The following is a 14,075-nucleotide window of genomic DNA, read 5'->3' on the forward strand; positions in this document are numbered from 1 at the left end:
AGGGATTAAAAACGAATGCATCCCTATATGTGGTGTCTATTAGGCACCAAAGCGAAGCCTCATTTCTTGATCCAGAACAGGTTTTTCAGCGAGCGGGACAGTTCACGACCAACCAAAAAGAGCCCCATTCAAATCCAACATCAAGCGGGGTGCGGGCTGGCGTCCGATCCGCCCACCCGAAAAAAATCGCCCCCCGCCGCACCGGTTTCGAGATGACAGCGCCAACCAAAACCGCCCATACTGAACAAGAACTCTCTCCCCCTCGACAAGGGACAACCCATGCGCACCTCCCTGCTGTTGCTACTGCTATCAACCCTCTCACTGCCGCTCTGGGCTGCCAACATTCTGGTGATCAGCAGCTACCATCCCGAATACCTGTGGGACCAAAGCTACAACAAAGGGCTGCTCGATGGCTTGCAGGGGGAGCACAAGATCACCCACTTCTATATGGACACCAAACGCCATCCACGGGAGAAGTTCGACGAAATAGCCCAGCAAGCCATCGCCTTTTATCTGAAGAGCAAACCGGATCTGGTAGTACTGGGGGATGACAACGCCATCAACTATCTGGCCAACGAGATAGCCTCGCTGGGTACCCCGGTGGTATTTCTTGGCATGAACGAGAATCCGCGCCTCAAGGGCTTTGTCGGCCACATCAAGATCACCGGCGTGCTGGAGCGCCCCCTGCTCAAGCGCAACATCAGCGAAATAAGCCAGATGATGGGGGGGCTCGACAAGGCACTGGTGCTGTTTGATTCCAGCAATGTGGCCCTCACCGCCATCGAGGATGAATTCAAGACCCAGACCGAGCTGCGGGTCGGTCAGACCCGGATCAACAGCCAGCTGATGGGGGATTACAGCCTCTGGCAGGAGGCGGTGCTCAACGCCAGGAAGAACGGCTATCAGGCAATCTTCCTCGGCCTCTACCACACGCTGGTCGATGACAATGGCAAGCATGTGAGCGAAAAGACTGTGCTGGAGTGGACCAGTGCCAACACGCCGGTGCCGCTCTTCTGTTTCTGGGAATTTACCGTCGGCAAGGGGATGGCCATCGGCGGACTGGTGCTGGACGGCCACGATCAGGGGATACAGGCAGCCAGCCTCATCAACACCATACTGGCGGGCACCCTGCCCCGTACCATCTCCCCGCGCGCGGCCCTGCGCGGCGAATATGTCTTCAGCAAGAGCGAGCTGGCCCGCTGGCAGCTCACCGTGCCCGACAAATGGCGCCACAAGATCCTCTGGCGTGAGTGACCACCCAAACAAAAAAAGAGAACCCGGCCATGCCGGGTTCTCTTTTATCGGGTGTTGCGGTTAGCAGGCTTGGTGAGGGCTATCAGCCCTGCAACGCCTGTTGCAGCTCCTCTTCGGTCCAGATGGTAATGCCGAGCTCCTGCGCCTTGGTCAGCTTGGAACCGGCAGCTTCCCCCGCGACCAGCACATCGGTCTTGGCAGATACCGAACCCGCCACCTTGGCCCCCAGCGTCTGCAATGCCGCCTTGGCGTCGTTGCGCGACAAGGTGGTCAGGGTGCCGGTCAGCACGAAGGTCTTGCCGGCAAAGGGTTGCTCCGCGGCCTCTTTCTTCTCGATGGCCGGCCAGTGGATGCCGGCAGCCAGCAAGGCTTCCAGCACCTCCACGTTGTGCGGCTGACGTAAGAAGTAGTAGACATGCTTGGCCACCACATCGCCCACGTCGGCCACTTCGAGCAGTTGCTCCACCGAAGCTGCGCGCAGGGCATCCAGGGTGAGGAAGTGGTTGGCAAGGTTGAGCGCAGTCGCCTCCCCTACTTCGCGGATCCCCAGAGCAAACAGGAAGCGCGGCAAGGTGGTACTGCGCGCAACATCGATGGCGGCTACCAGATTGAGGGCCGATTTTTGCCCCATCCGCTCAAGACCGGCCAGCTGGATGGCGTTGAGGCTGAAGAGATCAGCGGGAGTCTTCACTAGCTCCTTGTCTACCAGCTGCTCGACAATCTTGTCGCCAAGGCCGTCCACATCCATGGCGCGACGGGCGGCGAAGTGCTTGATCGCCTCCTTGCGCTGCGCCTCGCAGAACAGGCCGCCGGAGCAGCGGGCAACCGCTTCCCCTTCCAGCCGCTCCACCGCAGAACCACAGACAGGACATTCGGTCGGGAAGAGGATCGCGCGGGCATCGCTTGGGCGCTGCGCCTCCACCACGGCGACGATCTGCGGGATCACATCCCCTGCCCGGCGCACGATCACGGTATCGCCAATCATCACGCCGAGGCGCTCAATCTCGTCAGCATTGTGCAAGGTGGCGTTGGAGACGGTCACGCCGCCGACAAACACAGGTTTAAGCTTGGCGACCGGGGTCACGGCGCCGGTGCGGCCGACCTGAAACTCGACGTTCTCAAGCTCTGTCATCTCTTCTTGCGCCGGGAACTTGTGGGCGGTCGCCCAGCGCGGGGCGCGGGCCACAAAGCCCAGCTCTTCCTGCAGGGGGATGGCATCGACCTTGTAGACCACGCCGTCGATCTCATAAGGGAGCTCGCCACGACGGGCCAGAATGTCGTCGTGGAACGCCTGACAACCGGCGGCCCCCTCTTTGAGCTTCACCTCGGGACTAAGCGGCAGCCCCCACTCCTTGAGCTGATTGAGGCGACCAAAGTGAGAGTCACCGAGCAGCTCGCCGCCAACACCGACACCGTAAGCGTAAAAGCTCAGGGGGCGGCTGGCGGTGATGCGTGAATCGAGTTGACGCAGGCTGCCGGCGGCGGCGTTGCGCGGGTTGACGAACACCTTCTCGCCCGCTGCCAGCGCCTTGGCGTTCATCGCCTCAAAACCGGCCTTGGGCATAAAGACTTCGCCACGCACCTCCAGCCGATCGGGCCAGCCAGAGCCCCGCAATGCGAGCGGAATGGCCTTGATGGTACGCACGTTCTCGGTGATCTCCTCACCGGTAGCGCCATCGCCCCGGGTGGCCGCCTGCACCAGCTGACCATTTACATAGAGCAGGCTCACCGCTAAGCCATCGAGCTTGGGCTCGCAGCAGAAGGTGAAACGCACGTCACGCTTGAGGCGATCGCTCATCCGTTGTTCAAACGCCAGCAGCTCGTCACTGCTAAAGACGTTATCCAGACTGAGCATGGGGATCTCATGACGCACCTGACTGAACGCCGTCAGCGGCTGGCCACCGACCCGCACGCTGGGTGACGCCGGGGTTTTCAGCTCGGGATTCTCGGCCTCCAGCGCAATCAGTTCGCGCATCAGGCGATCGTATTCGGCATCCGGCACTGTGGGGTTATCCAGCACATAGTACTGGTGACCATATTCGGTAAGCAGTTCACACAATTGACGGTGGCGGGAGAGGTTGTCGCTCATGAAAAAGTCTCGAAGTGTGATTGAACATACGGCCGGGGTAGAAACAAAAATGCGGTACCAGGGTACCGCATTTTTCTTCACTCGACCCGCATGGCGTATTAGTCGCGGCTGGCCTCGTAGGCAGCCAGCTCGTGACGGTAACGGGCAATGGTCTCGTCGCTCAGCGGGCTGCGATCCATATCTGTCAGCATGGCATCGAGATCGCTGGCCAGCTGATCGGCAGCCTGCAGCATATCCTCGAAGGCAAACGCGGCATTGCTGCGCAGCGGCAGTTGCATGAACAGGGAGACACCCGGCGTGGTGAACTGTTCCATCCGGTACGGGTTGAAAGTGCCTGGCTTGACCATGTTGATCATGGAGAAGAGCACTTCACCCTTGCCATTGGGATCTTCGTGACGGTGGAAAATATCCATCTCGCCAAACTTGAAGCCCAGCGCCATCAGGGACGAGAGCAGGGTTGCACCTTGCAAGTCGTGACCCGGACGGCCCATCAGGTTAATGACATAGACATCCTGCCAGATCTTCTCGACCGGTTGGGGCGCCATGCGCGGCTCTTCAACCACCGGAGCAGGTGCCACATAGACCGGCTCTTCATAAACAGGCTCGGGAGCCACATGACGGGGCTGCGGCTGATAATCCGGCTCGGGTGCACGCACCGGTTCGGCACGAACGGTGTCGGCGGTACGGACTGTCTCGGCACGGGCACCAAAAGTCGGGGCGGTCGCGTAAACGGGCTCGACCAGCGGCTCGTCGTCCAGCGACTGCATCATGGGCTCACGCTGGGGACGGGAACGGTAGACCGGGGTACGACGATTGACCTGAGCTGGTTTGCGCACCGGCGCGGCGGGCGCCTCGTCGATCTCCTCGGGCTGCGGTTCGTCGAACGCTTCCTCCTCTTCATAGACAGGAGGCGGTGGAACCGGGCGGGCAGCAGGCTTGCGCACTACGGGCGGCGGCAGATCGTCCTCGTCATCTTCATCATCAAAGGCGGGGACGGCAGGGCGACGACCGAGTTCCGGCTGGCGGCTCTCTTCACTGCGCAGCTTGGGCTCGGCACGACGGCCACCACTGACCACACGTACCTGGCCGATGCCATCGCTGTCGAAGGCGTCGTTATCACGATCCCGCGACTTGGAGTCCATCCGTCCAATCGGTTTCTCTTTGATCGGTGCCTGACGATTCTTTTTGTTGCTCCACAACCCGTGAATGAGCAATGCCGCAATAGCAATACCGCCCAGGGCAACCAAGATGTAACGCAATTCCTGCATTAGCTGCTTCTCTTTCTAGTTTTGCTCAGCCAAAGCGACGGCTTCACCGATATCGACCGACACAATGCGAGAAACCCCGGGCTCTTGCATCGTGACGCCAACCAGCTGCTCAGCCATCTCCATGGAGACCTTATTATGACTGATGTAAACGAACTGTACTGTGCTCGACATCTCTTTGACAAGAGAACAGAAGCGACCGACGTTCACTTCATCGAGCGGTGCATCCACCTCATCCAGCAGACAAAAAGGTGCTGGGTTGAGTCTGAAGATGGCAAAAACCAGCGCAAGCGCGGTTAACGCCTTCTCCCCCCCGGAAAGCAGGGCAATGGTAGCATTCTTCTTACCCGGAGGTCTCGCCATGATGCTCACTCCGGCCTCCAAAAGATCATCGGAGGTGAGCTCAAGCCAGGCACTGCCCCCACCGAACACTTTTGGAAACAGGGATTTTAAATCTTCGTTGACCTTATCGAAAGTGTCCCGGAACCGTATTTGTGTCTCTTTATCAATTCTTTTAATGGCTTGGCTCAAGGTTTCCAGCGCTTGCTCGAGATCCTGGCACTGATTTTCAAGATAGGTTGCCCGGGTTTTCGCCTCTTCGTACTCCTCCAGCGCCGCCAGGTTGATGGCGCCGAGCGCCTCCACTTGCGCCTCCAGAGTCTGGATCTCCTGCCGCAGCTTGCCGCGATCAGCTGCGATCAACACCGCCTGATCGAGATCCACCAGTCGAACCCCCAGCTCTTCAAACTGCTCATGCAACCCCTGTCGACGGGTGAGGTTGCGTTCGCGCTCAAGACGCAGGGTTGCCAGCTTCTCTTGCAACGTCACCAACTGCTTGTGATCGGCACTTCTGGCCTGCTCCAGCTCACCAAGCTGGCGCTCCAGCTCCGCAAGCCGTTGATGGCAGGCGAGCTGCTGCGCCTCAAGATTGCGCTGCTCGGCCAGCAGGGGCGCCAGATCCGGCACAGCTTCACTATCCGGCCCTTTCAGCCCGGCCAGCTCCAGCCCAAGCCTCGCCAACTCCTCTTCGCCCAAGGTAATGAGTTGGCGCAGATTGCCCAACTCCAGTTGCAAACGCTGGCAGGCCGCTTGTTGCTGCTCACGGCGCACACGGGCCTCGTCGACCGCCCGCTCGCTGCGGGTCAGCTGCTCCTGAGCGAGCTGCAACCCTTGCGTCAGCGGCTCCCCCTGCTCCTGCAACTCGGCAAGGCGTGCCTCATCGAGTTCCAGTTGTTCACGGGTGCTGGCCAGTCGCTCTGCCTCTTCGGCCTGCTCCTGATCGAGCCGGATCAGCTCTTCGCCGAGCTGACCGAGCCGCTGCAACCGCTCCTGCCGCTGACCCTGTTGCAGGCTCCAGGCTTCGCGCAGTTGTTGCCATTTCTGCTCCTGCTCGCGCAAGGTTCGCTGCGACAACTCCTGCGCGCTGGCAAGCTGGGCGCGCCGGGCATCGGCTGCGACAAGTTGCTCGCTCAGCTGTGCCAGCCCCGCGGCCACCTTCTCCTGTTCGGTATGCAACCGCTCACGCTCACCGAGCAGCGCCATGGTGCCGAGCGCCGCGCCCTGCCCCAGATCGGCCCAGTTTGGCCCCAGCCAGTCGCCAGCAGGAGTCAGTACCGACTCACCGGCCGCAAGGCTTGGCTGGCGGGCCAATGCGGCTTCCCGGCTCTCCACCAGCCAGATGGCGTTGAGGAAGGCAGGAATATGCTCACCACCCAGTTGCGCCGCCAGCGTACCGGCAACCGCCGGTTGCGCCGGGCCAATCCAGAGCCCCTCTTGCGCCAGATTGCACTCGTCCGCCGGCGTTGCGGTGAGCCAGCGACCCAGCACCTTGTCGAGTGCCGGTGCCCACTCGGGGGCCACCTGCAACCGGTCGGCCAGAGTCGCCCCCTCCATCTGTTCGCCGAGGATCTGATCCAGGGTCGCCAGCCGCGCCTCCAACTCCCGCTGCAGGCTCAACTGCTGGCCATGCTGCTGCTTGAGTTGTTCATGGGCGTCGACCGCCTGCGCCAGCTGCTCGATCAGCTCGCCATTGGCAGCCCGCGTCAGCTCCAGCTCACCACTCAGGGCATCGAGGGCCGGTTGCAGGTCATCGTTCTCAGCGCCGAGGGGGCCAGCGCGTTCATCTTCCAGCTTGAGGCGGGCCAACCGGGTCTTGGCTTGCAACTCCTGCAAGCCACCCAACCGGGTACGAGTCTGGTTGAGCTGGCCCTGCAACCCGGCCAACTGTTGCTGCCACTGCTGCTGGCGCAAGCGGGCCTGTTCCAGCTGCTCGCTGGCGTGCTGGCGGGCCTCCTGCTGCTCGGTGAGCAACTGCTCACACTGCTCCAGCCGGGCGCTCTCCTGCTCGGCGCGCAATACCCCTTCGGTCAGTTGATCCTGCTGGCTGGCAAGCTGCGCCTTGCGGGTGGCGATCCGTTCGCCCAGCGCCTCTGCACGGGCCTGCCAGTCGCGCCCCAGTTCACTCTGGTGCAGTTGCTGTTGTTCGAGGCGGGCGATAGCCTGCCCACCGAGAAAAATCTGTTGCTGACGGCTCGCCAGCTCGGCTTGCGCCTCTTGTCTGGCGACCGACAGGGTGACGTGGCGCCCCTCATCGGCGGTGCGCTTGGCATCGAGCGCCGCCAGCGCCTGCTCGGCCTGCGCCAGTTCGGTTTTGGCCTCGCCAAGGCGCGTCTCCAGCGCCCACAACTCGGAGCCAATCAGCTCGGCACGAGCAGCGCGCGAACGACTCTTGAGCTGTTTGTAGCGCTCGGCTGTTTCGGCCTGGGCTTTGAGGTGGTCAAGGCGCGAGCCCAGCTCGCCGCGAATATCGCCGAGGCGCTCCAGATTTTCCTGGGTGTGGCGAATGCGCTGCTCGGTCTCGCGGCGCCGCTCCTTGTAGCGGGAAACCCCGGCGGCCTCTTCCATAAAGAGCTTGAGATCGGCCGGACGCGACTCCACCAGTCGGCTGACAGTGCCCTGCTCGATGATGGCGTAGCTGCGAGGGCCAAGACCGGTGCCGAGGAAGAGGTCGGTCACATCCTTGCGGCGGCACTTCTGGCCGTTGATCTGATAGTGGTTGGAGCCGTCGCGCAGCACTTCGCGGCGCACCGAGATCTCGGTAAAGCGGCCGAACTCGCCGGGCACCCGGTTATGGGGATTGTCGAACACCAGCTCGACCGAGGCGCGCCCGTGTGCACTGCGATTGATAGAGCCGTTGAAGATAACATCGGTCATGTTCTCGCCGCGCAGATGGCGGGCTGAGCTCTCCCCCAGCACCCAGCGCACCGCGTCGATGACGTTGGATTTGCCACAGCCGTTGGGGCCCACCACGGCAGTCATGTCTGCCGACAGTTCGATGCGGGTCGGCTCGACGAACGACTTGAAGCCGGCGAGTTTGATCAGTTTCAGACGCATGGCGACCTGTATCAGTGGCTAAATAAAGAGGATGCGGGCAGGTGACTTTACCAAATCCAGACCCGGCTTTGTTTGTAATATGCAGGCATCATCCCCATTCATGCCCGATTTTTGGTCTCCACGGCACGAAATAAGGAATAGTCGGCGACTTTACCAAATCAAAGGCTTGTTTGTAATATGCTGGCAGTTCTCCCATGCATAGATGGAGCTCACATGAGCCAATCACCCCATATGGTCAAAGATTCAATCAGCGGTGCAGACTACTTTCTGCGCGGTTTTTCCCTCATTCGCCAACCGGGCATCCGCACCTTTGTGCTGATCCCCCTGCTGGTCAACTTCGTGCTGTTTGCCGGGGCCTTCTATGCCCTGCTGCTGCAACTGGACGGCCTGTTCGCCTGGCTCCATCAGCAGATCCCCGCCTGGCTCGACTGGCTGGACTATCTGCTGTGGCCCATCGCCCTCATCACCATACTGGTGGTCTTCTCCTTTATCTTCAGCTCGGTTGCCAACTGGGTAGCCGCCCCCTTCAACGGCCTGCTGGCGGAGAAAGTCGAGCAGATCCTCACCGGCCAGCCCGCCAATGACAGCGGCATGCTGGATATCGTCAAGGATGTGCCACGCACCTTCGGCCGCGAATGGACCAAGCTGAAGTATTACCTGCCCAAGGCCATTGGCTGCCTGATCCTGTTTCTGATCCCTGTGGTGGGCCAGACCCTGGCGCCTGTGCTCTGGTTCCTGTTCAGCGCCTGGATGATGGCGATCCAGTATGTGGATTATCCCTTCGACAACCACAAGATCGACTTCATCACCATGCGCGATGCCTTGAAGCAGCGCCGCGGCAAGTGCCTCAGCTTCGGCGCTCTGGTGACCCTCTTCTCCGCCATTCCGGTGGTGAACCTCTTCGTGATGCCAGTAGCCATCTGTGGCGCCACCGCCATGTGGGTCGATCACTACCGGCAGGAGCAGTTGGGGCGCTAACCCTTGAACATTGATTAGAAAAAGGCACCCGAAACGGTGCCTTTTTCGCATTTAGCATGAATTAAATTAATGCATGCATTCGATAGCTTGTCCCATATGACACGAGTTGGTAGGATTCTGGCCTTTCTCGTTCCCTGGGATATCTCATGTTACATGCACTCTTCTTGGTGGGCCTGGTGGCCGAAGGGATGACCGGCGCGCTGGCCGCGGGTCGGCGACGGATGGATCTGTTTGGTGTGGTGATCATCGCCTCGGCGACGGCCATCGGTGGTGGCACCATCCGCGATGTGCTGCTCGGCCACTATCCGCTGCTCTGGATTGAACATCCGGAATATGTACTGCTGGTTGCGGCAGCTGCGATGGCGGGTGTGGTCTCTGCCCCCCTGATGCGCTACCTCGGCAAGCTGTTCATGGCCCTCGATGCCCTGGGACTGGTGGTCTTCTCCATCTTCGGTGCGGCCCGGGCGCTGGATATGGGCCACGGCGCCGGTATTGCCTGCATCATGGCGGTAGTGACCGGGGTCTTTGGCGGGGTGCTGCGGGATCTGTTCTGCCAGCGCATTCCACTGGTATTTCGTCGCGAGCTCTATGCAGCCATTTCGCTGATCACCGCAGCCCTCTACTGTCTGGCGCTGGATCAGGGCTTGCCGACCAACTGGGCCGCGTTCGGTTCCATCGGAATCGGCTTTGTGCTGCGGCTGCTGGCGGTACGCTTCAAGTGGGGTCTGCCCACTTTCAACTACCAGTACGCGACCCATTGAGTACGCCAGCTTCTGGCGAAGCGGGTTAGATTGCGAGCAACAAAAAAGCGCCCGAGTGGCGCTTTTTTCATGGACGTTCTGCGACTCAGTTAATCCCTTCCGAGCTGAAGAAGGTCGCCTTGTCGGCGATAAAACGGATCTTGATGTTCTTCCCTTCCCCGCCCCAGAGGCAGCTGGTAGTGCCCAAGGCATCATCACAACGCTCCGCCTTGCCCAGAATGGTGCTGGCCTCGGCGTAACTCATCCCCATCTTCAACTGGTTGTAATTTTCACGGTTGAGCTTGCTGCAACCGGTCAACAACAGGGCGATCAGGCCGCAAATCACTATCTTTTTCATCGCTATCTCCTCTCTGGTGGGAAGAGCTTGGCAGTTTGCCAACCCCTTTACCAGCTGCGCACCGGGCCGGTATCGAGGTGAACGAAGTTATCACGGGGATAGTAACCAACCCCACCTACCTTGAGCTGGAGCGCCGCCTTGCGCAGATGGGCCAGCTGTACGCCGGGGATCCGCACATCCACCGCCTGCCCCAAGGTGTGGTAGCTGTGCTTGGCCACGCCGCGGCTCTTGTGGCGCTTCTGACGATTGGTCACCGGGGCGCGATAGCCGGAGATCAGCTGGATTTCGCTGCGCCGGCCCAGCTTGTGCTGCAACAGAAACAACTGATCAAACAGCTTCTTGTCGATGTTGAACACTTCATTTCGCCGGTAATCGCGGAAGATGTGGTTGAGCTCGGCCAACCCGTCGCTCAGATAGTGGCCATTCTCCCAATAGCTGGCGCGCACCCGCTCGCCGGTATTGAGATTGAAGAAACTGAGTTCACGCCCGGTGGTACTGCGGCTGGCCAGTGCAGGGAAGGAGATCAGCGAGCTGCCCAGCAGGCAACCGGCTCCCAACAACAGGCGACGTCGACTTATCTCTTGTTCCAGCATAAGGGGTTCGTCCATCGCAGATTCAAGCGAAAATAGTTGAATAAGATCACTGAATGAATGTGATACAGGCGCTTGAAACTACCCTCCGGCGGGGGGCCCTGTCAAACCTCAATCGCCCATAGAAAAGCCCGGCACAGGCCGGGCTTTTCACTCTGTAGCAGGGATCACAGCAGGCGGCTCTGGAAGCTGACCCGATCAAATCCGTAGATGTCGTTACGCAGTTGCTGGCGACCATTTTCGTCGATCCAGCTGCTCCAGTAGACGGTAAAGACCGGGATCGGCGTGGTGAGCGGCAACCATTTGGTCTGGCTCTCCTTGAGGATATTGGCCACCTTGTCCGGCTGATAGCGGGAGTCCGCCAACAACAGCTCGGCCAGATCGTCCGCATGTTCCACCCGGATGCAGCCCGAACTGAAAGCGCGCGCCCCCTGCTCGAACAGCGCCTTGCGCGGGGTGGAGTGCAGATAGATGGCGTCATTGTTGGGCAGGTAGAACTTGTAGCGCCCCAGGGCGTTGTGATCCCCCGGCTTTTGCCGCAGGCGATAGGGGAAACCGGCGGCCAGCGCCTGATGCCACCCCTCTTCGGTGAACTGGACCGGATTGCCCTCGCTGTCGATCACCTCGAACTGCTCGCGACTCAGATAGGCGGGATCGCGACCCAGCTTGGGCAGGATGTCCTTGCTCAGGATGGAGCGCGGCACATGCCAGGAGGGGTTGAGCACGATGGAACGAATTTCGCTGGCCAGAATGGGGGTGGCCCGCTGCTCCTTGCCGACGATGACCCGGCTGGTAAACACCTCGTTGCCGGACTCCACCACGCTCAGGCGGTAGTCGGGAATATTGACCAGCACGTAGCGGCCACCGGCGAGTTGATCCACCAGATCGCGACGCCACAGGTTGCGCAGCAGCAGGCTGGCGCGCACTTGCGGGCCGGTATTGAGCCAGGAGCGGGTCTGACGGCCGATGATGCCGTCCGCGGTGAGACCGTGACGACGCTGGAACTGTTTGATGGCCTGCTCGGTATCACCATCGTAAATCTGATCACCATGGCTCGGGGCGCTGTCGCCCAGCTCGTTGAGCATGGCGCGGATTTGGCCGAGCTCGGCGGAGCTCTCTCCGGCACGCAGGGTCGGCATATCAAGGGTCGGCCACTTGCTGGCCATCGGCATCGCCAGCAGTTTGTGCACTTTGGCCCGCACCGCCTCGTATTCCGCCACCTGAGGGCGCAGGGATTGTACCTGGGTGAGCAGGTCATCATCGCTGGGCTGGGTCACCACAGGGCGGTTCAAATCGAGCTTGAGGGTCTTCATCTGCTCGCGAGAAACCAGATCCATCCCCCGCCAGGCGTGCTGGAAACGGCTCAGCTTGGTAAAAATGTCGTCATAGATGGCGCCACGCTTGTCTGCAGGAGTGGCCTGCAGGCGCTTCCAAAGCGTGAAAAAATCGGGGTGCAGCTGGGCCAGCACAGCCTCTTGCAACTGCAGCTCCAGCTCGACACGGGCCTGTTCGGCCTGACTGCCCTGATACCAGTCGTGTCCGGTTTCACTGGCCGCCACCACGACTTGTGCTTCGGTCGCATGTACCGCGCCAGCGGGCAAACATCCCAGCCACACCAGATTGGCAAGGGCCAGCCAATACTTCATCCCCATGGGTACCTCAAAACGGTTTGTTCACTCTGTCAGGACTGACAAGCAGACCTGATGCTCAGGCCGCTCATGATGCGTGAACGGCCAATACTTTGCTAGCGCCCGGGGGCATAACGCTGCCAGATAATGTCATACGCATCTGTCTCCTTGAACCGCGCCAACGCCTGATTGAATTGTTGCAAAAACTGCGGCGAAAAGCTGCGCTTGCCCAACATAAAGAAGCTCGGCGATTCAGATACCACCATGGGGTGGCTGGTGAACTGACCGCTCATCCCCTCCTTGTTGAGGGCGCTGGGGGTAGCCAGCATGTCACCGAGGAAACCGTCGATCCGCCCGCGGGCCAGCTTCTCATAATTCTGCTGGTCGCTCACCGCACTCACCTGTTTGGCATAGCGAGCGAGCAGCGACATCACTTCATCACCATAGAAGTACTCTTTGGTGACACCGAGGGAGTAACCACTGGCCAGCCAGCTCGCCAAATCCTGCTCGGGGTAGTGGCTGCCCTTGCGGACCCACAGCAAGGTGCGCCCCGGGTTGTAGGAGTCGGAAAACCAGGCATAACGGGCGCGCTCATCATTGATGTTCGCTTCCATCGCCATGTCTATCTCACCATACTCCATTTCGTGAAGTACCCGCTTCCAGGGCAACTCCACATAGTTGACCTTGCAGTGCATGGAAGTGAGCACAGCCGTCAGCACCTCGGCGGCATAACCGCGCACCTGTTGCGGTGAATCGGCTTCGTAATAATGGTAGGGGGGCCAGTTATCGTAACCGACCTGAATAGGCTCGGGACACAGGGCCTTGGCCAATGCCATTGGCGCCCATAATCCAAGCAGCAGAGAGAGGGAGAGCCACTTCATAGGTCATCCTTGACGAATAGGTGAGTCATCATAAATCGCCCCCTGCAAAATGGCGATAGAGGCCAGATGACTATCGCATCCGCTAGAAAATGACGCAGCAAAGCACGTCTATTTGCCCAACGCCCTGCCGGAGCGCCACTGGCAACCTGCGCCCCGCCAGACCTGTTTAACCGGGAAACAGCAACGTTTGGAACAGGGGTAAAAAGGGGTTAATATGTGACCAAATATTTTTTTGTGATCCACTATGCTTTTTTTGCAATTGGATTAGCATATGCGCGACATCGGCCTACCCATTCTGTCAGGCATAGAGAGTGATATGACGTACAAAAAGTTCGGTTTTTTGACTGCCATTCTGGCGTTAAGCGGTTTTTATCTTTACACCCTCTATCTGGCTGCTCACCCCAACGTGAGCCTGGCCTACAAACTCTATTATCTGGAAGGCAAGACCCGCTTCTGGGAACACAACTCCAGCATGACCTATCAGCCGGGTAACGAGCTCAATCTGACCAAGCCGAGCCGCTTCCTCTCCAGCGAAGGCTGGGCCAAGAAGCCGAGCGATGAAGGCACCCTGCTCAGCGGTCAGGGCGGTCTCTACTTTGTGCTGCCCAAGCAGGCGGCCAATCCGGATCAGCTTACCGTACAAGCCCGCATCAACAGCCCGGAAGCCGGTGCCCTGTTGAAAGTGGCACTGGGTCACGACTTCACTACCACGGTGAAACTGGCCAAGGCGGGTATCAACGAAATCCGCCTCAGTCTGCCCGGTGACTCACTCACGGCAGATCCCAAGCGCCCCAATTTTCTGGCACTCTCGGCACCGACCCCCATCAATGTGCAGTCGGTACGTTTGACCGTAGCCCAGTGATCCTTGCCCCGAATACCGTTTTATAAAAACAACTATC

Annotated in this window: 11 protein-coding genes; 4 read left to right on the forward strand and 7 right to left on the reverse strand. The window is 60.0% G+C overall.

Annotated features, from left to right (window positions below):
* Positions 1-279 precede the first annotated feature (279 nt).
* Positions 280-1,254 (forward strand): ABC transporter substrate-binding protein, encoded by a 975-nt coding sequence (locus ACTG1P_RS07570; protein WP_440000911.1) that lies wholly within the window; start codon positions 280-282, stop codon positions 1,252-1,254.
* Between the two features lie 82 nt (positions 1,255-1,336).
* Here ACTG1P_RS07570 and ligA read toward each other — a convergent pair whose 3' ends face one another.
* The 3 genes from ligA to ACTG1P_RS07585 all read right to left on the reverse strand — a co-directional run bounded on the left by ligA (position 1,337) and on the right by ACTG1P_RS07585 (position 8,001).
* The gene (ligA, locus tag ACTG1P_RS07575) at positions 1,337-3,343 is read right to left on the reverse strand and encodes an NAD-dependent DNA ligase LigA (protein ID WP_440000912.1); all 2,007 of its coding nucleotides are present in this window, start codon (positions 3,341-3,343) and stop codon (positions 1,337-1,339) included.
* A gap of 98 nt (positions 3,344-3,441) precedes the next feature.
* Positions 3,442-4,611, reverse strand: coding sequence for a cell division protein ZipA (gene zipA / locus ACTG1P_RS07580; RefSeq protein ID WP_440000913.1), 1,170 nt, complete (start codon positions 4,609-4,611; stop codon positions 3,442-3,444).
* A gap of 15 nt (positions 4,612-4,626) precedes the next feature.
* Positions 4,627-8,001, reverse strand: coding sequence for an AAA family ATPase (locus ACTG1P_RS07585; protein WP_440000914.1), 3,375 nt, complete (start codon positions 7,999-8,001; stop codon positions 4,627-4,629).
* 213 nt (positions 8,002-8,214) lie between these two features.
* On the opposite strand from ACTG1P_RS07585, the gene cysZ reads away from it, so the two are divergent.
* Complete coding sequence (cysZ, locus tag ACTG1P_RS07590) at positions 8,215-8,979, forward strand: sulfate transporter CysZ (RefSeq protein WP_005338455.1); 765 nt, start codon at positions 8,215-8,217, stop codon at positions 8,977-8,979.
* A gap of 146 nt (positions 8,980-9,125) precedes the next feature.
* The gene (locus ACTG1P_RS07595) at positions 9,126-9,740 is read left to right on the forward strand and encodes a trimeric intracellular cation channel family protein (RefSeq protein ID WP_440000915.1); all 615 of its coding nucleotides are present in this window, start codon (positions 9,126-9,128) and stop codon (positions 9,738-9,740) included.
* An 85-nt stretch (positions 9,741-9,825) separates the two neighbouring features.
* On the opposite strand, the gene ACTG1P_RS07600 is transcribed toward ACTG1P_RS07595, so the two are convergent.
* The 4 genes from ACTG1P_RS07600 to ACTG1P_RS07615 form a co-directional block, all read right to left on the reverse strand.
* A complete protein-coding gene (locus tag ACTG1P_RS07600; protein ID WP_199427500.1) occupies positions 9,826-10,077 on the reverse strand; it encodes a DUF3862 domain-containing protein in 252 nt (83 codons plus the stop codon).
* A 47-nt stretch (positions 10,078-10,124) separates the two neighbouring features.
* Entirely contained in the window at positions 10,125-10,670 is a 546-nt protein-coding gene (locus ACTG1P_RS07605) for a DUF882 domain-containing protein (RefSeq protein WP_139746499.1), read from the reverse strand.
* 164 nt (positions 10,671-10,834) lie between these two features.
* Complete coding sequence (locus ACTG1P_RS07610; protein WP_440000916.1) at positions 10,835-12,319, reverse strand: L,D-transpeptidase family protein; 1,485 nt, start codon at positions 12,317-12,319, stop codon at positions 10,835-10,837.
* A gap of 92 nt (positions 12,320-12,411) precedes the next feature.
* A complete protein-coding gene (locus ACTG1P_RS07615) occupies positions 12,412-13,176 on the reverse strand; it encodes a substrate-binding periplasmic protein (protein WP_440000917.1) in 765 nt (254 codons plus the stop codon).
* A gap of 316 nt (positions 13,177-13,492) precedes the next feature.
* Between ACTG1P_RS07615 and ACTG1P_RS07620 the strand changes: the two genes are divergently transcribed.
* Complete coding sequence (locus ACTG1P_RS07620) at positions 13,493-14,038, forward strand: hypothetical protein (protein WP_041202288.1); 546 nt, start codon at positions 13,493-13,495, stop codon at positions 14,036-14,038.
* Positions 14,039-14,075 lie beyond the last annotated feature (37 nt).

This window comes from Aeromonas sp. 11P (assembly GCF_051920165.1).
GTDB classification, from domain to species: domain Bacteria; phylum Pseudomonadota; class Gammaproteobacteria; order Enterobacterales; family Aeromonadaceae; genus Aeromonas; species Aeromonas veronii.